Here is a 23,545-nt window from a genome sequence, read left to right as displayed (position 1 = left end):
TAATGTGCTAAAGGATTTTGCTGTGAAGTGTCGAATAATGTCAATTGATAGGTATTTTGAATCATGGGAGGCTGATCAGATAAGCGTTGCTTTAGACAGTAGCTACTCCACAATGAGGAAGGAACTGATGACCATTAACAGTTCAGTGATCATGTTCAAGAAAGTTTCATTCATGCTTTTATGCCTTACATTAGTTGTAGCCAATGGATTTATCGGGAGTCAATGGTTGGGAACTGCATCAGCAGCGGCCCCAACAACAGTAACGTTTTCTACAACTGATAGTAGTGTCTGGGCTGATGGAATTGCTGAAGATGGCGATGGTGGCTCAATAAATATCCCTGAAAAGGTTTTTCAATTTTACAATATTAGTGATGTTAGTGGAACAATGATGCCGGGAACTCTCATCTATGCAAATACAGAGGTAGATGGTTGGTTTCCTTTTCTGACTACTTATGAAACGGACATTAATTATGGTTGGAAAGGAATGGGGATTAGAACGAGTGATGCATCTGAGTTTCAAATTAACGGATTCTTCTATTCAAACTGGGGTGAAGGACCAATAAATATTAAAGTTGAAGGGTATCGGGATGGCGCGTTGGTTGCTACCCATTCATTTCAAAATGACGAAGTAATTGCAGATTATCACTCTAAACATGTTTTATTAAATGAAGACTTCGATAATGTGGATATGATTCTTTTATATTCAACTGATAAAGGTAGTTGGCATGGTATTAATGACATTGTGCTTGATGATGCCATCGTTTCTGCTTCAGCGCCAACAATTAACACACAGCCAGTCGGTGCGACAGTTGACGAGGGGGCGAGTAGTCCAACGCTGAGCGTAGGGGCTACAGTCAGTGATGGAGGAACGTTAAGCTACCAGTGGTATAGCAACGCTACCAATAGCACCACGGGTGGCATGTTGATCAATGGGGCAACAAGCCCAACGTATGATGCGCCAATTACGAATGCAGGAACGACCTACTATTACGCGATCGTGACTAACACCAACAATGGCGTAAATGGAACGAAGACCGCAACCGCTACGAGCAATGTGGCACAAGTAACGGTAAAAGCGCTGGTTCATGCAACAGTGCCAACGATTAACACACAGCCAGTCGGTGCAACAGTTGACGAGGGGGCGAGTAGTCCAACGCTGAGCGTAGGGGCTACAGTCAGTGATGGAGGAACGTTAAGCTACCAGTGGTATAGCAACGAAACTAACAGCACCACAGGCGGCACGCCAATCAATGCGGCAACAGGCTCAACATATGCAGTGCCAACCACAAGTGCGGGAACGATCTACTATTATGCGGTCGTGACCAACACCAACAATGGTGTAAATGGGACGAAGACCGCAACGACGACGAGCAATGTTGCTGTAGTTGCCATTCAACCAGCACTAACGTATATCATTGAGAATATTTCGGATCAAACCCCAGCAGCATTGATTCAGGGCTATGCCTCGGGTAGTCAAGAAACATTAACCATTACCGTGAAAAATATCGGTACGGGTACATTGACTAACTTGGAGGTAGCATCTGGTGGGGCGAGCGGGTCGGATTTTGAAGTAACACAACCTACAGTGTCTACCCTTAACCCAGGGGCTGAAACCAGCTTCACGGTAATGGTTAAGGATGGTTTGCCAGCAAGCACTTATACTGCGACGGTTCTTATATCTGCGGACAATATGCTGGACCAGACATTCCAAGTTGTTCAAGCGATCAACTTGCCAAATGCGCCGGCCAATCCTCAGGATTTGGTAGTAACCCCTGGAGATCGTCAGGCTCAGCTGACTTGGAGTAACGTGCCGGGAGCGACATATTACGAAGTTTATTTATCAACAGTATCCGGTCAATTTAGCAGTAACGCCATCACCACCGTGACGGATGGGAATTATCGTGTGGAAAATCTGATTAATGGAACCACTTATTTCTTTATGGTGAAAGCAGGAGGATTGGGTGGCTTGAGTGCGGAGTCTAATGTGGCAAGTGCAACTCCATTAACGGTTCCAGAAGCACCATCATCCGTAATAGCAGTCGCTGGTAACGGACAGGCTACCCTTAGCTTTAATCCTCCAGCAGACAATGGAGGAAGTGCCGTAACGGCATATGAGGTGAATGTTCTACCAGATAATAGAGTCGTGACTGGAACACGTAGCCCAATAATCATCACGGGATTAACCAACGGAACGAGCTATACGTTTACAGTGAAAGCAAAGAACCAAGCAGGAGGTAGTGAGTCTTCGTTACTATCCAATACGATCATCCCGTTGGCACCAACAGGTAATGGCGGCAATACCGGTGGCGGAGGAGGAAGTACTGGCGGTAGTGGAGGCAATACGACTCCGAGTCAGCCACCTACATCAGGAACTCAAGTTCCGAACCCAGGAAATTCAGGTGTGGATGTAATGGTCAACGGGAAAGTGGAAAACATAGGATCAGCAACTTCAAGTGAGCGAAATAGTCAAAGTGTAACCACAGTAACGGTAGATTCCGTGAAACTGGATGAAAAGCTCTCCGTAGAAGGAAATGGGGCTACGGTCACCATTCTGCTAAATACACAATCTGATGTTGTCATTGGGGAACTTAATGGTCAGATGATCAAGAACATGGAGGATAAAAACGCAACTCTGAAAATTCAAACGCCTTCTGCGACCTACACATTACCTTCTCAACAAATCAATATCCAAGCGTTGTCCAATCAACTGGGGCAGTCGATTAATCTCAAAGATATTCAGATTCAGATTGAGATTTCGGCTCCTGGATCAGAGATGCTGAGGGTAGTAGCAGATACAGCTGAAAAAAACAGGTTTACACTGGTTGCCCCATCGCATAATTTTGAATTGCGCGGTATTTACGGTAACCAGACGATTAACATCTCTAATTTCAACGCGTATGTTGAACGAACGATTGCGATTCCTGAGGGAGTAGATCCCAACCGAATAACGACAGGTATAGTCATCGACACGGATGGATCAGTTCGTCACGTACCGACTCAAGTCATTGTTAATGATGCGAATTATTATGCCAAGGTGAACAGTCTATCCAACAGTACGTACTCCATTGTATGGAATCCGATCGAATTCCAGGATATGCAAACTCACTGGGCTAAAGCCGAAGTGAATGATATGGGTTCTCGCATGGTGATGAAAGGGACAGGCGAAGGTATGTTCACCCCAGAACGAGATATTACCCGGGCTGAATTTGCAGTGGTATTGGTTCGTGGCTTGGGATTGAAATTGGATTCATCCAAGAACGTATTCTCGGACGTAGCTGCCGATGCATGGTACAGTCGCGCAATCAATACGGCCTATGAATATCAATTACTAGATGGCTTCAGAGATGGAACGTTCCGTCCTGACGACAAAATCACACGAGAGCAGGCCATGAATATTATTGCAAGAGCCATGGACATTACAGGGCTAAAAGAAAAGCTTCCCGTTCAATCCGGATCAACCGAGCTTCAAAAGTATATCGATATATCAGACTCGTCTGTATGGGCAAACAAGGGTATAGCTGAAAGCATACAAGCGGGTATTTTCTCAGGTAGAAGTGATAGTAAGCTCGCACCCAAGGCACATATTACAAGGGCTGAGGTGGCTACAATTGTTGAGCGACTTCTCCAAAAATCAGGATTAATCTGATTGCAAAAATCATCGGGGGTTATCCTAATCATGTCAGGTGACGGCATGAGGAGGAGGCCTCCTTTATTATGTGGAAATTCTGTTTTGCTTGCGTTTCCTCATATTCCTTGTTGTATTTCTGCGGCACATCTCGTACAACTTGGTGAAGTAATTCTGCATTGCGTTAATGTGAGTGTGAAATGGGGGAAATCGTTTGGAGTCAAAGCAACTATCTAGAGGGCTAAAGCCCCGCCATGTAGAGCTGATTGCACTCGGAGGTACAATCGGCGTTGGTTTGTTCATGGGATCGGCGAGTACGATCAAATGGGCAGGTCCATCCGTGCTGCTGGCTTATTTATTGGCGGGTATCGTTATCTTTTTTGTCATGCGCATTATGGGGGAAATGTTGATTCAGGAGCCGGTCACGGGTTCGTTTACAACATTTGCTCACAAATATATTAGTCCGCTTGCCGGATTCCTGACAGCCTGGGGCTACTAGTTTCTGTGGGTTACGGTGGGTATGGCGGAAGTTACGGCGATTGGCATCTATGTGGGGTATTGGTTCCCGGAAATTTCCGCAGTGGCTACCTGCACTTGCTGGGGTGCTCATCATTGCGGCGGCAAATCTGGCGGCGGTGAAGTTCTATGGGGAATTTGAATTCTGGTTTGCGATGATCAAAGTGACGGCTATTGTGGCGATGATCGTAAAATCGGAACAGGTCTGATCTTCTTCGGTTGGGGGAACGGAGGACAGCCAATCGGGCTGTCGTTTCAAGGGGTAGAGATGGTTGGTATTACAGCAGGCGAAGCGGAGAATCCGAAATACATCTTGCGTAAAGCGATCAAAAATATCGTGTGGCGTATTCTTATTTTCTACGTTGGTGCCATATTTGTTATCGTAACTCTGTACCCTTGGAACGAGGTCTACAGTGCAAGTGTTCTTCCGGGTATGGTTCCATGGTTCGCGCTGGCATTCAGCCAGTTCCGATTCAGAAAGTGTTGGGGCAACGAGATGGTGGCGAAGATCGCTAGTCTAATATTCAAAAATCAACTTAGATCGTAATTTCATACGTGCATTCCTTGAATACAATGGAGAACCTGCGGGTGATTCAGTGTCATTCAGGAGTGCATTTTTTTATCCGCAAAATTCATACTTGAATCTCCTGTAACTGGAGGTTTTAAGATTGGAGGCAGACAAGGGGGCATACATCTTATGAGGACAGTAGAATGGATTTATCTTATTTTCAACCTGCTTATGTTCGTGGGGTTAATCGGGATTGGGAGACAGAGTCAACATTTTCGGAAAATGGTATGGGGTGGATTCGTCATATCGGGTGTGCTGTTGATCATCCATGGTGTGGTCGAAGGACTTCGTTGGCCGATGATTCCGGCGTATCTGCTCACGTTGGTTCCACTGGTTGTGTTATTTACAAAGGCAAGACGCCAGCAACAGTCAGGTGTAACCTCGCTGAACAGCAAAGGTTCCGGGGCATCTGCTTCGACATCACCTGTGGCGGGCAAATTCGGGCGTGTTCGAATCATTGCAACGTCTCTTCTGGTGCTGGTATACGCTATTGTGAGCATTGGCTTGCCACTGCTGTTCCCGGTGTTTTCGTTTGCCAAGCCAGCAGGTCCTTATGGAATCGGGACGGTATCCTACGATTGGACAGACAGCAGTCGGGAGGAAATTATGACGAGAACAGCTGGTGATCAACGGGAGCTGATGGTACAGATCTGGTATCCAACGAATCCAGATGTAGAGGTCGCAGCAGTTCCTTATGTTAATAAGCCGGAGATCTACGGGACAGCCTTCAATGAAGTGCTGAAACTGCCAAAGCTTTTATTTTCCAGTCTGAGTCAGGTCAAAACACATGCGATTCAGGAAGCTCAGTTGTCTGATGCCGAAGCCAAGTATCCGGTTGTTCTTTTCTCTCATGGTCTGCATGGCTATGAAAATCAGAATACGTTCCAGGTTGAGCAGCTGGTCAGTCAAGGTTACATTGTCGTAGGCATCAATCACACGTATAGCAGTCTGGTGTCTGTATTTCCGGATGGACGTGTGGCGCAGTTTGAATCCGAAGGGAAAGAAGGCTTTGAGCAGCTGCAGTTCAGTTACATGGACAAGTTGAATGAGACATGGGTGAAGGATGCACAGTTTGTACTGGATGAGGTGGAGAAGTTGGCTGAGGGAGACCCGAGTGGACGCTTTACAGGACATATGGATCTGGACAACATCGGCATGTTTGGGCATTCATTTGGCGGAGCAACGACAGTACAGATGTTAATGGATGATCCGCGTGTGAAAGCAGGCATGAATATGGATGGTGTATTGTTTGGCGAGAAACGTATCCCTGCGGAAGGCGTGGGCAAGCCGTTCCTGATGATGAGTGCAGACTCAACCGTTGCAGGTACAAGTGTGATGAGTGATGAAGAGATTGCTGCGATGGGCACGACCCGTCCGGAAGCCGAGAAATACTACGAGGAAGTGTACGAGCGCTATGAGCCGGTAACCGTAGGAGGGAACTACTGGATGGAGTTGACCAACACCAAACATCTGAGTTTCTCCGACCTCTACCTGATCTCTCCACTGCTCGAATGGACGCAAGGTGTAGATGCGCGGGCGACACAACAATTGGTCAACGATACAACGATTGATTTCTTCAACCACTACTTGAAAGGGCAAGCGCTCCATATGGACAAGGAAGTTGGAGAGCACGAATCCTATTCGTTGAAAAAAGGCTAAACGTACAAATGGAAGGAGACTGAAGCTCAGTCTTCTTCCATTTGTTTTAATCGTAACCGCATGCCCTCCTGCAACAGGTTAATGCCATCTACAATCTGGCTCCATTCGGGATTCATCACCTTGCACAGCTTGTTAAAACGCAGAATGCGATCGGTCACAGAGTCCAGCATATATCGGGCCTGTTTACTGAAAAATACTTCGGGTGTTTCGGCATGCTCGACACTTGCATACATCAACACAAAGTCCCACACCATGCTTTGCACAGCAGGGCTACCGATGGCCCAACGTTTGTCCAGCGCTTCGGCAGTGCGAATGCGAATTGCTTCCATTTTCTTCACCCAGACATCCGCTTCGACTTGTGGCTGATTCGCCATAATGAAGAATGGAACCTCCAACTGAGCCAGATCGGCCCAATAGGCCGGATCATTGATCAGTTCCTGAATTTCCTTCCAGGCCAGTGTTTGCTGAGCCGTCAGTTTGGTATCTTTCATCATGTATTTGTCGAAAAAGTGCAGGAACGACACTCTCCAATCCTGCGGAATGCTGTCCAGCAGATGGGATTCATCCACCTTGGCAGCAACGAATTGTTTTCGCTTACTCGCATTCGCCGTCAGAGATTCTACCAGACTGGAGATATAAGTGAGAGACTGTTCCGAGCGCAGTGAAGTTTCTTCTTCATGCTGCCTCGCTTGGTGTAAAACAGAGAGCATGGAATTCATCGTGCCGATCTGGGTTTCCAAGGCTTCAATCTGCAGATCCAATGCCTGTGATACCGCGAGTTCACCAGACATGAGCTTTCGAATATCCGGTATGCTGAAATTCAGATAACGTAGTGTTGTAATGAGTTCGAGTTGCCACAGGTCTTGCGTTGTATAGAGTCGATGCCCACCTTCCGTATGACTGGAGGGCTGTAACAGTTCAATCTCATCGTAATAACGGATCGTTTTCACCGTGGAACCGATCAGTTTGGCTGCTTCACCGATGGAATAGGGTTCTTTATTTGAGTTCAACGAGATCACCTCATGATTCATTATACAACCTCCAGTCACTGGAGATTCAATACCGGAATAGTTGCCAAGGAAATGTAGCAGGTCCAGTTTAAATTCCACCCATCTCGGTTACAAAGGAAAGAGTGCAACTTTTACGCAAACAACTTCTGATAATAAATTTAATATTTACATGATAACGAAGAGCACAGGAATAATCTGAAGAAACGGAGTGCTCGCCTAAAAGCTTTCTGAAAGAAAGCTACATCGGAAGCATACGCTATCACCGGATTTTCACCTTATATAAGGGAGAGAAAAAAATCTGGGGATAACAGCGATCGGAAGGTTATTCTGTGATCGTAGTGATCAATGTAAATAACCAAGGAGGAAATTGAACATGGCTAATCAAGACCAGCACACCATGCAAGATCCAACGACCCAATATCCGAAGGCTACACCGGAGTGGAAACAGCAGCAGGATGAGCCGGGGCTCCAGCGTGAGATGACCCCTGTTCCCGATGCGGGTGAGAAAAGTTATAAAGGCAGCGGACGATTAACGGGACGCAAAGCAGTTGTGACCGGAGCCGACAGCGGAATTGGTCGGGCGGCAGCAATTGCGTTTGCCCGTGAAGGTGCAGATGTTGTTCTGGCTTATCTGCCGGAAGAGGAAGCGGATGCGCAGGAAGTTGTGAAGCTGATTGAGGAAGCCGGTCGCAAAGCAATTACGATGCCAGGTGACCTGAAGGATGAGAAATACTGTGAAGAACTTATTGAGTCTGCGGTAAAAGAGCTTGGCGGGATTGATATCCTAGCTAACGTGGCAGGTAAACAGCAGTTTGTGGAGCAGATTGCGGATCTGACTACCGAGCAATTCGATGCAACGTTCAAAACAAATGTGTATTCCATGTTCTGGCTCTGCAAAGCAGCTGTGAAACACATGAAGCCGGGCAGCTCCATTATCAACACATCATCGATTCAGGCGTACAAACCTTCGCCAATCCTGCTGGATTATGCGACAACGAAGGCATCCATTAACACGTTCAGCAAAGCGCTGGCACAACAGGTGGGTAGCAAAGGGATCCGTGTCAATGTTGTTGCACCAGGACCGGTATGGACACCGCTCCAGGTCGTGGGTGGACAACCAGTCGAGAAGCTGGCTGATTTCGGCTCCAATACACCGCTAGGTCGGGCAGGACAACCTGCCGAGATGGCTCCGGCATTTGTGTTCCTGGCAAGCCAGGAATCCAGCTATGTGAGTGGCGAGACATTGAATGCAAATGGCGGTACGGTTAGTCCTTAAATATCTTAGGTAATCCGATCATTGTATAAGAGGATACGGTCTCCATATTGGGGGGCGGTATCCTCTTTTTTGTCATTAAGATGAGAGAAATAAAATATTTTTATATATGAAAGCGTTCTTATATAAAATAGGAAAGGTACATGGTAATATATTCAAGAACATGTTCTTCGCTCCCAGCTCTGAGAGTGCGTTGCTTATACAATGAATCTGTTCAGATCAATATACTATGCCTAGGAATCGAAGGAGGAATTCTGTAATGGCCAAGAATGTACTTAAACTAGGTGACCCTGTCATAAGCACGTACACATCGTATGGGACATTAACATCCGTTATGAACGAAGATTTATGGCCATGGATTTTCAATAACTTTATACAAATCAGGTATGCACATGGATGGGGAATTTTTTCGTTTGATTCTCATCAGTTTCTGCTAAGTACCTGTCCGGGAATTTCCTTTTACAACCTGCCACAAGAAATTGTGATTAGCAAATGGGGAACATCACTTAAGCAAGTGATTACAGAAGCGATAGATATGGGATATTATCTATATATTTATGCAGATAGATACTACATTGCGTGTACAGACTATTATCAGAAAGAACATCTTATGCATGAATTGTTGGTGTACGGGTATGACCTGGATCAAAATTTGATATACATTGCTGATAATCTAGATGATGGTAAATTCATACAAACCGCATGCAGTCTGGATGAACTTGAGAAAGGCTACTGGGCCATGTCTAACGAATACAGTTTTTGGACAGAAGTGAGATTTCTTAAGCCTATCCAGAATATCAATTATGCAATTCATGTGGAGCAAATGATAACGGCGATGGAAAACTATCTTAATTCAAGCGAGACATATGACTTAGTGAGAGATCAGAAATACGATTTTGGAATGAAAGCCATTCAACGTATCTTTACCGACATTGAGCAGGCAGCCCTAGTTGGAGAAGCGTTGGATTCACGAGTCTTTCATCTCTTGTATGAACATAAGCTATTAATGGAGTTACGTTTATCTTACTTAATGGAGAAATCAATCATTGAACGAGATGCAACCTTCATGGAATTAAGCACTATTCTGAAACAGGACTACTTTAAATTGAGAAATATAGTTCTGAAATACAATATAACGCGTGATGCAAGTACACTTAGTAAAATAAGTGAGAGGCTGCAACAGAATCTCATGAAAGAAAAAGCATTTATTTCTTCTTTTATTACCAGATTGCAACAGGTTAAATCAATGGCTTGAAGTCATCTAATAATAGACAAAAAATCCCCTTTGCTTGTTAGAAAGCAAGGGGGATTCCTGTGTAACTAAGTTACTTCTGCTCTGGTTTCGGGTCCAGAATGGCATAACTGCCTAGCGTGGCTAATTGTGCTGTATTCAGAAGCGCTTCATCCACTGCAGCGAGGGCTTCACCGGCAGCTGTCATCAGCTCATCAGAGTCAACAGGTGAGGCGAAACGGAGAATGACCCGGTTCTCTCCTTTTTTGAGTTCACTCTCAGCCTTGGTTTTGTACTCATTAATGGACGCGACTTCGAGATCATTCTGCACATAATAATCATTGGCATCGCTCTCGCCATTAAACATCGTGAGCTCGGAATCAAGCCAATAATCTTGATCCGCTATCGTTTTCTGACTTGCAGCAGTCTCATCATTGGCATTGTACAGGAAATACGGGATGCCGGAGTTCGTCAGGTTGTTGGTGGCATCGACATGGAACCATTCGTTCCCGATTTTGACCTTGTTCCATGCATGTGGAACGCCGCTGGAAGCGCCCGTTACAACGATGCTTTCCAATCCCGAGAGATCGGAGAGCAATTTGTAAACGGAAGCATAGCTGGCACATACCCCAACTCCTTTGACCAGAATACCGTATGTGGTGAACGAGTCATTAAACTGTGGATCGACATTTTTGAAGTTGTTTTGCTCCGCATTTTCCAGCGCTGCATCATCATACTTCGCGTTATCGTTCAGATAATCGTAGATGGCTTTCCGTTTCTCGTCTTCGTTCATACCATTCTTGATAATGGAAGCCACCACTTCGTTTGCTTTGGCAATAATCTCATCTTGCTTCTTCTGGATTCCACTAGCCGATTCATTGTAATAAATGGAAAGGGTAAGTGTACCATAGTTGTATTCGAAACCTTCCACACCAAGAATCAATGGATTCTGGTACATCACTTTCAGAACAACATCCGAGAGTGTCGAGAAATTTTGAGCTTCGGGAAAAGCTTTCAACGAAATTTTATCTTGTGCCGCAATCATGTTTTTGGCTAACACTTCTTCCAATGCGGAATCTGCATTGATCATTGCATCACCTGTAGCAGGCTGAGGCACGGTTTCCTGATTACCTTGTTCTACATTTTGCTGTGTATTGGATTTCTGTTCATCTACCAGGTTGTCTTCTTCAGCTTCGGGAGCTGGAGCAGGTGCTTCATTGGAAGCTTCTTCAGAAGCCATATCTGAAGAATTATCAGAAGTATCATCGGAAGCCTCAGTAGATAGAGGATCAGTTGCATCTTCTGACGTTCCAGTATCGGTTGTAGACTCTGGAGTTGAAGTTTCCGAAGCCGGTGCTTCCTCTGTTTCCGTTGCAGACTCAGGTGCATCATGATTGTTGATGATCGTTGGCACATCAGGTGCAGGAACGTAAGGTGTGTCATTCTTTGGTTCCACCAGTCCGTTGCTGGAATCGGCTACGGTTTGCTGAGCAAGTCTGTCCAGGTCTGCTTGGGTCACATTTTCTACACGCACGTAACTTTTCAGAGCTGTTCCTTTAATATGAAAAGGAATATTCGTTTCATTGAACTCTGAAATTTCTACGCTTTTGGTATCATAGACAATGGTTTCACGAGCTAGAGAGCCGTCATTGTACTCAACTGTTGCTTTCTGAGGAAGTACATCTATATTCTTTAATTTCTCCCTATACAATTGTTCTTTCAGAGATGTTGGCAACTGGGAAGCAAGCGGAGCTGTAGGGACACCTCTGCTAAAATTGGATTCTTTGCCTCCGCCGATTGCAGTGACGTAATATTCTCCTCGTATACCATGGTTCTGAGTGGTAGTTATCATTTCATTATAAGTGCCTAGCCCGCCTTTTCCGTCTCTCAAAAAATCATTGAAAGACGTCTCTGTCGTTACCGCAATATCTAAAGGCAGACTATTACTGAACGCGTCCTCTGCGCCAGTTAGAGGTACATTTGTATCGAAGTTGGTTAGGTCAGAACGTTTATAAATTTTATATTCTGTGGCACCTTCAACCTTGTCCCAGACCAACTTGAACCGTCTATCTTTGTCAATTTCGTATCTTAGGTTAGGTACAGGTAACTCTGACTTCACTGTAAACGGAATAATGATGGGTTCATCGAGCAACGTCATGTTCTCTGCGTCAGGATCATAATTCAGACGAATGTAATAAATGGGGGCACCACCCCAAGAACTTTGGCCCCTGTTCATCATGGAATCTGAACTTAAAACGCCCCATCCAAGAGGTCTAATAGAAATACTATTGTCATGAATATCTGATAATAAAGGTACTTCACTTGCTTTGAGTGCTTTAATATCGGTATGTACGGATATGGTATCTCTCAGGGACCAATTAGATTTTCCTAAATCTGCTTTAAAATTGAACGTAAATTCTTCATCCTGAGCTACATTGTACATCGGCATGATCGCTTGTTCCGATTCAGAGCCGTATTTCTGCTTCAAACTTAAAATGGTAGAACCTTCTACTACTTCTGTAGGGTTATTTTCGGACGGACTACTCTCCTGTTCAGTACTCTGGCATCCAGCCAGTAACAGGGTGAGTGCAAACATAATGAAAAATAGACGTTTCATGATACACCGCTTTCTTGTTTTTCTGAGTTGTTCTAATGCTACGTTTCTACACACCGAAAGATTATCAGATATGGTTAAAACCCTTACTCGAACCTCTTAACGGACAAACCTCCTATTAATTTCCTAATATCCTTTGCTAGTTTATGGTCATATTGACGCATTGTCAAGGCGATATGGTAGGTTTTAAGTCCTGTAGAACAATAGAACAGTTGTAATTATGTAGCGAGGGGACCATGTTAAAATACAAGAGTTACTACATATTTATATATATAACAGAATAATCTGAGGAGGCTGGGGTGGCGTATGACAGCAGAAAAGATTGTCAGAACCTTTTTTGAAGAGGTCCGATCAGGCCGAAATCCTGATTATGCAAACAAAGTGATGGCGGAACAGGTAATGCCCATCAAGTGATATCTGAAGAAGAGGTCACAGTGACCCGAACCCCTTCCGATTATGCGGATCATGTCCGAGAAATGATCGAAGCTTACGGGGAGTTTTCACTCGAAATTCAGGAGTTGCTGACGCAAGGCGATAAAGTCTATGTGCGCTGGAGACAAACGGGAACCCATATCGGCAAAGTGGACGGATACAGTCCAACGAACCTCCCGGTGATTGAAATTGCCAGTGCGGTATATCGAGTGGAAAACGAACGAATTGCAGAGTATTGGATACAGATCGACAGGTTGGGCATCGAGAGACAATTGGAACGTAATCGGAGCTGAGTTTCTCAGCTCTTTTTTAGTTTTCAGTTCTTTGTAAGCGTTCCCGTGTTATAATGGACAAAGTTGTATACAAGTTACCTAAAACGTTTTCTGTCTTTTGACTATTATCTGAAAGTGAGGTTCAGTGATGATTAAAGCAACGGAAGATAATCAATATGTTGAACTAACAAGCCCTACAAGTTTACCGAAGGCATCCGGATTCCTTTGGAATGAAAAGATGATGATTCATGTGAATTGCCGGGGGTACGCGGTGGCCCAATTCATGCAGCCCGAACCTGCTAAATACTCGTATGCGCCCAACCTGGAAGCGAAGACGTTTATGCAACCGGAGCAGCCATATTATGCACACCATCCGGGACGGTTTGTCTACATTAAAGATGAAGTAAGTGGCGAAATCTTCTCCGCTCCGTATGAACCGGTTCGCAAGCAAGCGGATAGCTATACGTTCGCCGTAGGCAAACACGATATTCATTGGAAAGTCGTCCAAGACGACATTTGCATCGAGATGTCCCTGCGTCTGCCGAAGGAAGAGGTCATGGAGCTGTGGCGTGTGAAGGTAACCAATCTGTCTTCGAGAAAACGCAAGCTTAGTATCTACCCGTATTATACGGTTGGCTATATGTCATGGATGAACCAGTCCGGTTCATATGTGGAAGATTTGCAGGGCATTGTCTGCTCGGCGGTTACGCCGTATCAGAAATATCAGGATTATAGCAAAATCAAAAACTACAGCGACAAAACCTATCTGCTTGCAGATCACCAGCCGACCGCGTGGGAAGTGAATCATGAGAGCTTTGAAGGCGAAGGCGGACTTCATAATCCTTCTGCCCTTCAGTCGGAGACACTCGCTGGTGGAGATGCACGTTATGAGACACCAGTGGCCGTATTGCAATACAGAGTAGAGTTGGAAGCGGGAGCGGAGCAGGCATATCGATTTATTTTTGGCCCGGCTCATGATGAGACAGAGATTGAGGGCATTCGTCAGCATTATTTTGTGAAGCAGAATGAGGCAGGACAGGATGGTTTCACCGCAGCCGAGCAGGAATATGCTGAATATATTGCAGAAGGGCAAGGGAACATCCAGATTGAGACACCGGACAGCTGGTTAGATAATGTCGTGAATCACTGGTTGCCTCGCCAGATGTATTATCATGGCAAAACGAATCGTCTGACAACTGATCCGCAGACGCGGAATTATTTGCAGGACAACATGGGCATGAGTTACATTCAGCCGCAGATTGCGCGGGCTGCGTTCTTGACCGCTCTCTCTCAGCAGCATATAAGCGGCGCCATGCCAGATGGCATTATTTTGCACCCGGACGCAGAACTGAAATATATTAACCAGGTTCCTCATACCGATCACTGCATCTGGCTTCCGGTCTGTATGAAGACCTATTTGGATGAAACGAATGACTATAGCATTTTGGAGGAACAGGTTGCTTTTACAGACAGTGAACAGAAGGTTACCGTACTGGAGCATATGAATCTTGCAATGCGCTGGTTGATCCATGAGCGTGATGCGCGTGGGTTGAACTATATCAATCAGGGTGACTGGTGTGATCCGATGAACATGGTGGGATACAAAGGCAAAGGCGTATCCGGCTGGCTGACCATTGCGACGGCATATGCGTTCAATGTGTGGGCAGATATTGGTGAACAGGCAGGGCATGCCGAGGTTGCAGCGGAATTCCGTCAGGAAGCCAATCAGACCAATGCGGTAGCCAATGAGTATCTGTGGGATGGAGACTGGTATGCCCGCGGAATTACAGATGATAACGTCGTGTTTGGTGTAAGCAAAGACGTGGAAGGACGCATCTATATCAATCCTCAGAGCTGGGCACTTATGAGCGGTGCTGCGGATCAGGAGAAACAGGAGAAGTTAATCCGTGCCGTAGAGGAACAATTGGAGACGCCATATGGTGTCGAAAAGCTTGCGCCGTCCTTTACAGCCATGCGGGAGGATGTAGGACGTGTTACGCAGAAACATCCCGGAAGTGCAGAGAATGGTGCAGTGTACAATCACGCGGCGGCTTTCTATATTTATGCGTTGTACCTGGTGGGCGAGAAGGAGAAGGCGTATCGTCTGCTGCGTAAAATGATTCCGGGGCCCGATGCCGAGGATATTCTCCAACGGGGTCAGCTACCTGTATTTATCCCAAATTATTATCGTGGAGCCTATCATCAATTCCCACGTACAGCCGGGCGTTCCAGTCATCTGTTCAACACCGGCACGGTGCCTTGGGTGTATCGTTGCCTGATCGATGGCCTGTTCGGACTGCAAGGTCATGCACAAGGACTTCAAGTGCGTCCACAACTGCCTGAGGATTGGAGCGAGGCGTCGGTTACACGGTTGTTCCGCGGGGCTGAGCTGAACGTGAACATGAAGAAGGATGCAGCTGTCCAAGCGATTGAAGTGCATGTTGACGGTCAACGAATTGAAGGCGATATCATCAAGAACATACAAGCCGGCGTGAAATATGAGGTGCTGGTGAAGCTGCCATTGTAGAAAAGCGCAAGGAGTAATGCTGAACGATGTGAAGAGTTTTGAACAACCACGAAGCAAATTAAAAACTGCCTTTCCTTCATAGAAGGAGGGCAGTTTTTAATTTCAGCTTGATCAGGACTCGCTCGATTCTTTGACTCGGTACCAATAGCTATAAATCTCGGAATAACCCAGCTTGGCGTAAAGCTTCAAGGCAGGTGCATTATTCGCAACCACTTGCAGGTAACTGGAGGTAGCGCCCTGTCTTTTTGCCCAATGGAGGAGATGAAGGATCATCTGTTCAGCAAGCCCACGATTTCGGAAGTTAGCGTCTGTAATGATGTCATATAATCCAATGTAGCCACGTTCAATTACACCGAACCCACAAGCGACGACTTGCCCGTCGATCAACAGCGAAATGAAACCTACCTTTGTCCGGATATTGTCCAACATTAATTTGGTCGTTTCCCGTTGCAGATCATTCACCTGATTTAGCCTGCAAAAATGATCCAGCCACGTTGCGGTCAACTGCTCGTCAATCTGTACAGCATGGTGCTCAGGCTCTTTGATATGTTCCAGACTCCGAGTCTGGAGGTGGGTGAGATCCACTACAGCATACCCTTTGTCTTGCAAAAGTTGATCGAGATGATCCGGCTGAATAAACGGCGTGATTTTAAATATGGTATTTAACTGATTGGAAGCATAGATGCGCTCACATTCCTCTATCTTTTCATGCACATCTAGCGTGGAGTAGTGGATCGGTTGAACGGAGTTGGCACGTTTGGTGTATCCTTTGGCAAAACGCAGTACCCAGCCGTCATATAATAAGGTGGACAAGGGTTGCCAGTGGTTAAGCGATAGTTCTTCAATGGTTTTGTGTTCTGAATCTATGGTATGCGTCATATCCAACCTCCGATTTTATGATTAAATAATAATACATAATAATGTATAAAAATACAATAAGGATAGATATATCGTCGAACAGTATGCATTATAGCCGGAGATGGTATACAATTTGATTTGGTTGAAAGAATAACTTCAGAAGCGGAGCGCATTATGCTAACTATAGAATTAAATAATCACAGTATTAACTGTCATATTGAATATGGCAAACGCAAGAAAGTTTCAATCACGATGGACTTACCTTATATGGTAACAATCAAAGCACCCAATGGTACCAGTGAAGACATGATCCGGCAACTTGTAGAGCAGCACGGGGATGTGATTTTGAAGAAATCCGCTCTGATGCAGCGGGCGCTCGATGGTCCTCAAGCCAAGGAATACGAAGATGAGGGCAAGGGAAAGTTTCTGCTTTTTGGCAAGGAGCATGCACTGCATGAATTAATCCCTGTAGAGGGTCTGACAGAAGAAGAGCTGCGAGCGAATCTGAAGAAGTTTTATTTTGCCGAGTGTAAACGCATGATTGGGGAGCGCATTGGACGTTATCAGCAGGAGTTGAAGGTGAAGCCGAAGTCAGTAGAGATCGTAGATTCTCCCACCAAGTGGGGCAGTTGCAGCTGGGACAAAAAACTTACGTTCAATTATCGCCTGGCGATGGCGCCACTGGAAGTGATCGATTATGTCATCATTCATGAACTTTGCCATATTCACCACATGAATCATGATCGCTCTTTCTGGCGGCGTATTGGCAGTATCATGCCGGATTACAAAACAAAAGAAGATTATCTGATGCGCAATGGTCGAGCCATGACGTTGTAATTCCAGACCCAAGCTTTCACTTGGACACGATAGATACCTCCATTATAATTTGTGAAATCCGCGAAGGTCCCACTGTTTGCAGTGAGCGGCTTCGCGGATTTTTGGTTATGTCTGGATCAGGAGTGGGTTACTTGAACGCCGTATTGTTTGAAAAAATGAGTAACCGCATCCATATCCATTCGATCATCGAATAGATGCTCAGGATAATAGATGCCTGGAGCCATAGGCTTGTCCGTTGGCATCATCAGTATCTTCTCGGCTTGCACCGCAGCGCCGAGTGCAGTCATGTGGGTCTGACCGAGTGGGTCAGAGACTGTCATCGTTCGTTTAACGTCGTTTCCTTTTGCATCCAGCCCTTTCAATTGAATGACCAGATGATGTGCACTTCCAGTTCCTGGATTATAGAGCAACTTTCGCCGGAATGGCTTGAAACGTTCACCGCTGATCATCTTCCAGACTCCAGTTTTAACCAGTCCCGTGAGTGCATAGGTAGATACTTTACTATCGAATGCAATGCGGAAGCTGGATGAATCAATATGACTGGTATGAGGTAATGTGACGTGATCGGGTGTATCCAATCTGTAACATGGAGTCGTATACCCGTTCGGGAAATGAACTTTGATCGGATCTGTCATGGGATAGACGAGTCGATGTGTATTGGATTCGGTTATCTGAAAAGGAATACTCATCCGGTCCATGAAGGCTGCCGAATCAGGGCCGGCCTTATCCCGCAGCGACCATAGGGCATGAATGTTTACTTCGACATGTTGCAGAGAGTTAGAAAGTATCATGGCAAAGAGTGACGCCGTTCCTGCCATCCATCCAGAGGACAGCACTACCGGAGCATGAAGCTCTTCCTGCTCTATTGTACGGATCGCTTGATTGAACACCTCAGTCCAGCGTGTTATATCGATGAGTGGGATTCTCCTCCGCACTGCCGATACCAGTAGCCGATCATCCAGATCGTTCACTGCATTAATGATTAACGATATATTCTCTCCTGCGTGAATCAGTGGATCGTCTGCATTGGTATCAACAACAACCGTTTGGACACGATTGGATGGAAAAGGTGCTGCTTTACCCGCAGAACGACCTCCCAATACCAATTCCAGATCAGGATGCCTGTCATGCAAAATGCGGGCAAGCTGTGCACCTACAGCACCATAACCTCCAGCGATAAGAACTCTTTTTCTATTCATTCGATAAACCTCCGTTGATATGTTTATGTACTTATATGTTTAAACTATTGAACATAATAGAGTGAAGAAAAGGAATGCGGTTCACCAGCGCGGTACGCGCTAGCTCTGACATTCCACTTCTACGAGATGAACGAGCTGTTTGAGCAATTCGATCGCATCGTTGAATTCCAGCTTGTAATACATCTCCGTACCTTTTTTCTGAACCGATAACAGTCCGGATTGACGCAATATTTTCAAATGATGAGAGACCGTAGGGCGTGACATGGGGACATGCTCTGCAATCTGCGATACGTTCATGCTCTCTTGATCAATGAGCAGCGATATGATTCGCTGGCGAACGGGGTCTCCCAAACCTTGAAGATAAGGACTTAGATTCTCGAAAATATCAATAACTTTTTGGTTACCCATCGATTCGTTCATGGCTCACTCCGTTATAATGTTTAATTGTTTAAACGTATTATAAGGCTTAGTTCACTTAAAAATCAAATTTAACATTCCAAGTTGCAGGAAAATAGCTGTTCCGTTTGTCCATTTGAAGTACAATATAAGCAAATATGCCCGTACCACGAATCCATTGATGTATCCGTGGTGGAAGGAGTCCAAGATGGCTGAGAGTAACCATTATTCGGTGCTGGTAGATGAATATATCTCGGAGTTTGCACCTGATGTACAGGTGAGATTACAGGCGTTAAGACAGATTATTCGTGAAGCGGCTCCGAACGCCGAAGAGAAGATCAGTTACAAGATGCCCACGTATGCACAGCATGGGAATCTGGTTCATTTTGCCGCATACCAGCATCATATTGGGTTTTACCCTGCTCCCACGGGGATTCTGGCGTTCAAGGAGGAACTCTCCAAGTACAAAGGGGCTAAGGGATCTGTCCAGTTTCCGCTGGACCAGCCATTGCCGGAGGATCTGATCCGCCGGATTGTGGAGTATCGGGTGAAAGAAAATGTGGAGATCGCGTCAGAAAAAAAACGCAAAAAAGGTAGCGCTGGAGGCTGAAAGGCCTGTCTATGGAAGGAGATAGCGGGTGAATAAAGGGTTAATTGTACTTGATGTGCAGCATGGGCTTACAAGTCTGAGGGATGTATCTGTTACAATTGCAAAGATTCAGTCTGTTATTACCATTTTTGAAAAGATGAACTGGCCTATTGTGTTTACCAAACATCTGGACCAGGACAATGAAGAATCCTCTCTATATTATGAGAAAAGTGCCAATTTGGAGATTGTAGTTGATACCAATGAACATCCTATTCTTGAGAAAAGTAAACCGAGTGCGTTCAGTAATACGGAACTGATAAAGTGGCTGCTGGATCATCAGATTCAACATGTATTCATTGTTGGATTCAACATGGAGTATTGTTGTCTGTTTACAGCGATTAATGCTGAACATGAGGGGTTTAAAGTAACCCTGATTGAAGATGCGGCGGGTACAGTAAATACAGCAGAAACGTATGAAATGAAGGGATTAGACATACAGGATTTTATCGGTTCGATTCTGAATTGGTCAGGTTGTATTGAGGTTCTATACATGAATGAATTCAAGGAACAGTATACTTAATTCTTGAGTTCAATCTCTCAAAAGCTCATATCATAAACCAAAAAACAGTCGGATGCCTACGCATTCGACTGTTTGTGTTTTTAGATTTTACTTTGGTCGTTACTACACTGTACTTCGTTCTGTTCCTATTCTCTTCCTTCACTTCTATTCAAAGGAATAGGTGACGTTTGAATTACTTGCTGTAGGAATGAAGTACATGAAACTTGGGTCCACTTGCAAATAGATGGTCAGATGAGACACGCCCAGATTAGGAACCGTCAGACTGAATCGACCGTTAGCATCCAGCTTCACCGTTTCCGTACGAATATGTTTTTCTTCTGGAGAAGGACCGTGGATTTGGAAAGAGAACGTTTTATTCGCATAAGCCGCGAGTGTTCCCCGTACTTTCAGCGTACGAGCCGCTGTATATTCGAACTGCATCAGATGATTATCGAGATAATCTTCGTTCCCCGTATCCGGTTTTTGTGGCTCTGTTCCAGGGTCTTGTGGTTCTGTCCCAGGATTCTGTGGATCAGTCACAGGCTCTTGTGAAGGATTGCTAACTGAGAAGAAACGAGTCTGGTATGAAATTTCTGCTTTGGCCCCGTCTTTCCTTTTCAAACCTGTAATACGAACGTTGAATGTGTCGCCTGCCTTCAAGGATTTCAAATTATCCGGGCGGAAAATGACAGCATAGTTATACCCATAACCATCAGTATTTACATTGAAAAAGGCCTTTGCAGGATCACTGCTAACCGGGGTTTTAGATCCCAATACCCAAGTTTTCTGATCTGATGAACGGACGATCTCCACTTGTACCTCGGAATTGGAAGGCTTTGCGAAGACGTCCGGGTTCAGCTGTGCAGACCAGGCTTGAGACACATGGAATGCCTCAATCGGGAATGCCCCTTTGTTTGGATACAAGTTGTAATTGTAATTGAGTTTTCCTGAACGGCTTGTATCCATAACCTGCATGGTACTGAAATGGCTTGCATAGTTTTTGTTGTCCCGGGATGCAATCCCGAAGCCAACCTTCTTCAGTTGCGGACTCAAAATCCAGCGGCGATGGCCGAGTGCTGCAATGTTGCTGGCATCGGAATCATCCATATATGCTTCAACGCTTTTGACTGCAAGGTTGCCGGCAGCAGTATAGGAAGCGTACAGGTTGGAGCTTGAAGTCGACTTGGCTCCCAGATCAAAGAAGTCTTTCGGCATATCTGCCGGACGAACCGGGAAGTGGGTCAATTCTCCGGTAGAAACAACAACTGCTCCATGTTGGGCTTGACGATTGAGTGCAGCGTCCAGGACAAGATCGCCCTCTAACCCGGATAGATAACGATAGAAGTTCGCTGCACCTAGAGCCTGTTTCAATGAGGAATCACTTACTACACCAGCAACGTAAGGTGCCTTGGTCGAGGGGTTCTGTGTGAAAGTGGCTGTCTGGTCCTTACTACTCATCCATTGCGTCCATTTCTGACTGATTTCCTGTTCACTTCGCTCAGGCAGCAAACTGTCGACAGGGGCCGCAGCGATCTGCTGGGTTCCGAGCAGCAGGAATAACAGGCCTGCCAGAGGAAGAGAGAGTAACGAGCGGATGTACCTTTTTTGAATAACCATCTTCTGATCTCCTTTTAGTTAAAAATATTAATATTATGTATTCGATGTATATTATCGACATTAGAGGGATAATTCGTTAGATTTATGAATTGAATTGTTTGTTCGAATTCAGCGATTTTTCAGCCAGAGCCTTTATAATACTCACGGAATCCTGTATTCGAAAAGGAGTTTTTGCATGTCTAAGGTGCTGCATAAGTCGTTTTATCTCATTTTGCTCGTGTTTGTTGCGGTGTTTATTTCTTCGTCCTTGTTGGTTCGGGCACAGTACAATTACGCCTTGTATGGGGACAATCCCATTTTGGGCATGCAGCAGTGGAGTATTTTTCTCCCGGTCATTCTTTTGCTTCTTGGTTCAGGTGTCGGGTTATATGCTCTATGTCTGAAACTGAACAAATACAGCCCGAAGGTTGTCATTCCGATTGTGCTGTTATGTTCTCTGGTCATTCAGGTCATCATCATTTTTGTATTTCCGAGAGTGCCCACCGATGATTCACAGACCGTTCTTTCACTTGCTATGAACATGCTGTATGACCAAGACTACTCTTCGTTTGAAACGGGTGGTTATCTGCACATGTTCCCGTTTAACTACTCGATTGTTTTGTACTTGAAGACGTTGCTGTACCTGTTTCCAGACAACTATCTGGTCATCAAACTATTTAATATTTTGTTTTCAACGTTAACAACGTTCATGATTTATCTTATTTATAAACAAGTGAATGACAGATCCACGGAACGTGATTACGGTGTGTTGATCTTTGCAGCAACGTACCTGCCTTCCCTGTTCCTAAACAACCTGATCTATAACGATGTGATTGCTACAGCATTTCTGACATCTTGTTTATACTTTGTTATTCGTTTTGTACGTGAAAAGTCTTGGAAAACAATTGTCATTGCCGCCGTTTTTCTCGCGATGGGCAACTACTTCCGAAGCATCGGCGTGATCGTGCTAATTGCTGCCATCATATATATTCTGCTGAATATGCGGAGTATTGGAGCGAAGAAAGTTGTCATTTCCATCGGTGTGCTAGCTATGTTGTTTAATGTACCAACCTGGACTCAGAATGCGGTTCTTCAATCCTCGGGTGCTGTGAGCGAACCTGTCGGAGAGAATGCTGCACCAGTCTATATGTGGTTGAATATGGGGATTAATCTGGAGCGTTTTGGCTTCTGGGACAATATGGAGAGTTATCAGATCTATCAGAGACAGGCCAACTACAGTAAGGCTGAGAGCACAGCTTTATTTAAACAAGAGATTGGCAACAAGCTGTCTGAAGCAAGTGTGAGTGATTTGGTACAGATGTATTACAAAAAGATTATATGGACCTGGACCGAAGGGACGTACCAGATGGACCGCTACGGAATTGGCAATGAAAGTTCCTTGAGTGCAGGAAGAGGAAGGGTAGGTGGAATCGCAGGCTCCTATAGTTATACCAATGCGATAACAGAACTGTTGCAAGGGGATTCGGTTTATCGGACAAGTTTGCTCTGGATTGTATATGTGATGAATTTTTTGATGTACTGTTTTATTTTCATCCGGTTGGTCGGAGGAATTCGTCGTAAACAGTATGATGAAGTCTCAATAATCCTGGTCATTCTCGGATTCATTGGATTTTATATTCTCTGGGAGATTAAGTCCAGATACATCTACCCTGTATATCCGCTGTTGGTTGTGCTGTCCTATATGGGGTTCAAAGATACGTATGATTTCATACTCCACCGTAAAGGTACCTTGGAGAGATATTCCCTGAGAAAAAGGTGATTAT

General features: G+C 45.1%; 15 protein-coding genes and 2 pseudogenes. 11 read left to right on the top strand and 6 right to left on the bottom strand.

All coding sequences use genetic code 11. From position 1 onward, the window contains the following. The first annotated feature begins 127 nt into the window (after nucleotides 1-127). From ACE04G_RS11355 to ACE04G_RS11345, 3 genes and pseudogenes are all read left to right on the top strand, one after another. Entirely contained in the window at nucleotides 128-3,646 is a 3,519-nt protein-coding gene (locus ACE04G_RS11355) for an S-layer homology domain-containing protein (protein WP_486094444.1), read from the top strand. Nucleotides 3,647-3,839: 193 nt separating this feature from the next. Beyond that, nucleotides 3,840-4,640, top strand: a pseudogene (locus tag ACE04G_RS11350) (amino acid permease); the annotation flags it as partial. A 198-nt stretch (nucleotides 4,641-4,838) separates the two neighbouring features. Further along, nucleotides 4,839-6,368: an alpha/beta hydrolase family protein gene (locus ACE04G_RS11345; protein WP_449005137.1), complete on the top strand. Its 1,530-nt coding sequence runs from the start codon at nucleotides 4,839-4,841 to the stop codon at nucleotides 6,366-6,368. Between the two features lie 26 nt (nucleotides 6,369-6,394). On the opposite strand, the gene ACE04G_RS11340 is transcribed toward ACE04G_RS11345, so the two are convergent. Beyond that, on the bottom strand, nucleotides 6,395-7,399 hold the full coding sequence (locus ACE04G_RS11340) for a MerR family transcriptional regulator (RefSeq protein ID WP_221818766.1): 1,005 nt from the start codon (nucleotides 7,397-7,399) through the stop codon (nucleotides 6,395-6,397). A gap of 352 nt (nucleotides 7,400-7,751) precedes the next feature. Here ACE04G_RS11340 and ACE04G_RS11335 point away from each other — a divergent pair, with 352 nt between their 5' ends. Then, nucleotides 7,752-8,654, top strand: a complete 903-nt coding sequence (locus tag ACE04G_RS11335) for an SDR family oxidoreductase (RefSeq protein ID WP_017690578.1) — start codon at nucleotides 7,752-7,754, stop codon at nucleotides 8,652-8,654. A 256-nt stretch (nucleotides 8,655-8,910) separates the two neighbouring features. Beyond that, the gene (locus ACE04G_RS11330; RefSeq protein ID WP_221818767.1) at nucleotides 8,911-9,906 is read left to right on the top strand and encodes a BtrH N-terminal domain-containing protein; all 996 of its coding nucleotides are present in this window, start codon (nucleotides 8,911-8,913) and stop codon (nucleotides 9,904-9,906) included. A gap of 70 nt (nucleotides 9,907-9,976) precedes the next feature. Here the strand turns inward: ACE04G_RS11330 and ACE04G_RS11325 are convergent, their stop codons facing one another. After that, nucleotides 9,977-12,499: a transglutaminase domain-containing protein gene (locus ACE04G_RS11325; RefSeq protein ID WP_339306871.1), complete on the bottom strand. Its 2,523-nt coding sequence runs from the start codon at nucleotides 12,497-12,499 to the stop codon at nucleotides 9,977-9,979. 303 nt (nucleotides 12,500-12,802) lie between these two features. Between ACE04G_RS11325 and ACE04G_RS11320 the strand changes: the two are divergent. After that, nucleotides 12,803-13,221 (top strand): annotated as a pseudogene (locus ACE04G_RS11320) (ester cyclase). A gap of 127 nt (nucleotides 13,222-13,348) precedes the next feature. Further along, complete coding sequence (locus ACE04G_RS11315; protein WP_221818769.1) at nucleotides 13,349-15,727, top strand: GH36-type glycosyl hydrolase domain-containing protein; 2,379 nt, start codon at nucleotides 13,349-13,351, stop codon at nucleotides 15,725-15,727. A 111-nt stretch (nucleotides 15,728-15,838) separates the two neighbouring features. Here the strand turns inward: ACE04G_RS11315 and ACE04G_RS11310 are convergent, their stop codons facing one another. Beyond that, a complete protein-coding gene (locus ACE04G_RS11310) occupies nucleotides 15,839-16,606 on the bottom strand; it encodes a GNAT family N-acetyltransferase (protein WP_221818770.1) in 768 nt (255 codons plus the stop codon). A gap of 153 nt (nucleotides 16,607-16,759) precedes the next feature. On the opposite strand from ACE04G_RS11310, the gene ACE04G_RS11305 reads away from it, so the two are divergent. Next, entirely contained in the window at nucleotides 16,760-17,422 is a 663-nt protein-coding gene (locus ACE04G_RS11305; protein WP_449005139.1) for a M48 family metallopeptidase, read from the top strand. A 116-nt stretch (nucleotides 17,423-17,538) separates the two neighbouring features. Here the strand turns inward: ACE04G_RS11305 and ACE04G_RS11300 are convergent, their stop codons facing one another. Next, a complete protein-coding gene (locus ACE04G_RS11300; RefSeq protein WP_221818771.1) occupies nucleotides 17,539-18,621 on the bottom strand; it encodes a Rossmann-fold NAD(P)-binding domain-containing protein in 1,083 nt (360 codons plus the stop codon). Nucleotides 18,622-18,720: 99 nt separating this feature from the next. Continuing rightward, complete coding sequence (locus ACE04G_RS11295) at nucleotides 18,721-19,041, bottom strand: ArsR/SmtB family transcription factor (protein WP_017690570.1); 321 nt, start codon at nucleotides 19,039-19,041, stop codon at nucleotides 18,721-18,723. Between the two features lie 184 nt (nucleotides 19,042-19,225). Between ACE04G_RS11295 and ACE04G_RS11290 the strand changes: the two genes are divergently transcribed. Together ACE04G_RS11290 and ACE04G_RS11285 are read left to right on the top strand one after the other, a co-directional pair. Beyond that, complete coding sequence (locus ACE04G_RS11290; protein ID WP_221818772.1) at nucleotides 19,226-19,627, top strand: iron chaperone; 402 nt, start codon at nucleotides 19,226-19,228, stop codon at nucleotides 19,625-19,627. A 28-nt stretch (nucleotides 19,628-19,655) separates the two neighbouring features. Next, nucleotides 19,656-20,186 (top strand): cysteine hydrolase family protein, encoded by a 531-nt coding sequence (locus ACE04G_RS11285; RefSeq protein WP_221818773.1) that lies wholly within the window; start codon nucleotides 19,656-19,658, stop codon nucleotides 20,184-20,186. Between the two features lie 144 nt (nucleotides 20,187-20,330). Here ACE04G_RS11285 and ACE04G_RS11280 read toward each other — a convergent pair whose 3' ends face one another. Next, nucleotides 20,331-21,782, bottom strand: coding sequence for a CAP domain-containing protein (locus ACE04G_RS11280; RefSeq protein WP_449005136.1), 1,452 nt, complete (start codon nucleotides 21,780-21,782; stop codon nucleotides 20,331-20,333). A 175-nt stretch (nucleotides 21,783-21,957) separates the two neighbouring features. Here ACE04G_RS11280 and ACE04G_RS11275 point away from each other — a divergent pair, with 175 nt between their 5' ends. Then, nucleotides 21,958-23,541 carry a glycosyltransferase family 39 protein gene (locus tag ACE04G_RS11275; RefSeq protein ID WP_449005135.1) on the top strand — a complete coding sequence of 528 codons (1,584 nt, stop codon included), beginning with the start codon at nucleotides 21,958-21,960 and terminating at the stop codon, nucleotides 23,539-23,541. The last annotated feature ends 4 nt before the right edge of the window (nucleotides 23,542-23,545 follow it).

The sequence above is a fragment of the Paenibacillus sp. AGC31 genome, assembly GCF_057334655.1.
This window is presented reverse-complemented; position numbering and strand designations above follow the sequence as displayed.

Excerpts from the sequence above, each read along its gene's own strand:
- ACE04G_RS11355 (WP_486094444.1), top strand. The coding sequence starts at position 128 with ATGACCATTAACAGTTCAGTGATCATGTTCAAGAAAGTTTCATTCATG.
- ACE04G_RS11345 (WP_449005137.1), top strand. The coding sequence starts at position 4,839 with ATGAGGACAGTAGAATGGATTTATCTTATTTTCAACCTGCTTATGTTC.
- ACE04G_RS11340 (WP_221818766.1), bottom strand. The coding sequence starts at position 7,399 with ATGAATCATGAGGTGATCTCGTTGAACTCAAATAAAGAACCCTATTCC.
- ACE04G_RS11335 (WP_017690578.1), top strand. The coding sequence starts at position 7,752 with ATGGCTAATCAAGACCAGCACACCATGCAAGATCCAACGACCCAATAT.
- ACE04G_RS11330 (WP_221818767.1), top strand. The coding sequence starts at position 8,911 with ATGGCCAAGAATGTACTTAAACTAGGTGACCCTGTCATAAGCACGTAC.
- ACE04G_RS11325 (WP_339306871.1), bottom strand. The coding sequence starts at position 12,499 with ATGAAACGTCTATTTTTCATTATGTTTGCACTCACCCTGTTACTGGCT.
- ACE04G_RS11315 (WP_221818769.1), top strand. The coding sequence starts at position 13,349 with ATGATTAAAGCAACGGAAGATAATCAATATGTTGAACTAACAAGCCCT.
- ACE04G_RS11310 (WP_221818770.1), bottom strand. The coding sequence starts at position 16,606 with ATGACGCATACCATAGATTCAGAACACAAAACCATTGAAGAACTATCG.
- ACE04G_RS11305 (WP_449005139.1), top strand. The coding sequence starts at position 16,760 with ATGCTAACTATAGAATTAAATAATCACAGTATTAACTGTCATATTGAA.
- ACE04G_RS11300 (WP_221818771.1), bottom strand. The coding sequence starts at position 18,621 with ATGAATAGAAAAAGAGTTCTTATCGCTGGAGGTTATGGTGCTGTAGGT.
- ACE04G_RS11295 (WP_017690570.1), bottom strand. The coding sequence starts at position 19,041 with ATGAACGAATCGATGGGTAACCAAAAAGTTATTGATATTTTCGAGAAT.
- ACE04G_RS11290 (WP_221818772.1), top strand. The coding sequence starts at position 19,226 with ATGGCTGAGAGTAACCATTATTCGGTGCTGGTAGATGAATATATCTCG.
- ACE04G_RS11280 (WP_449005136.1), bottom strand. The coding sequence starts at position 21,782 with ATGGTTATTCAAAAAAGGTACATCCGCTCGTTACTCTCTCTTCCTCTG.
- ACE04G_RS11275 (WP_449005135.1), top strand. The coding sequence starts at position 21,958 with ATGTCTAAGGTGCTGCATAAGTCGTTTTATCTCATTTTGCTCGTGTTT.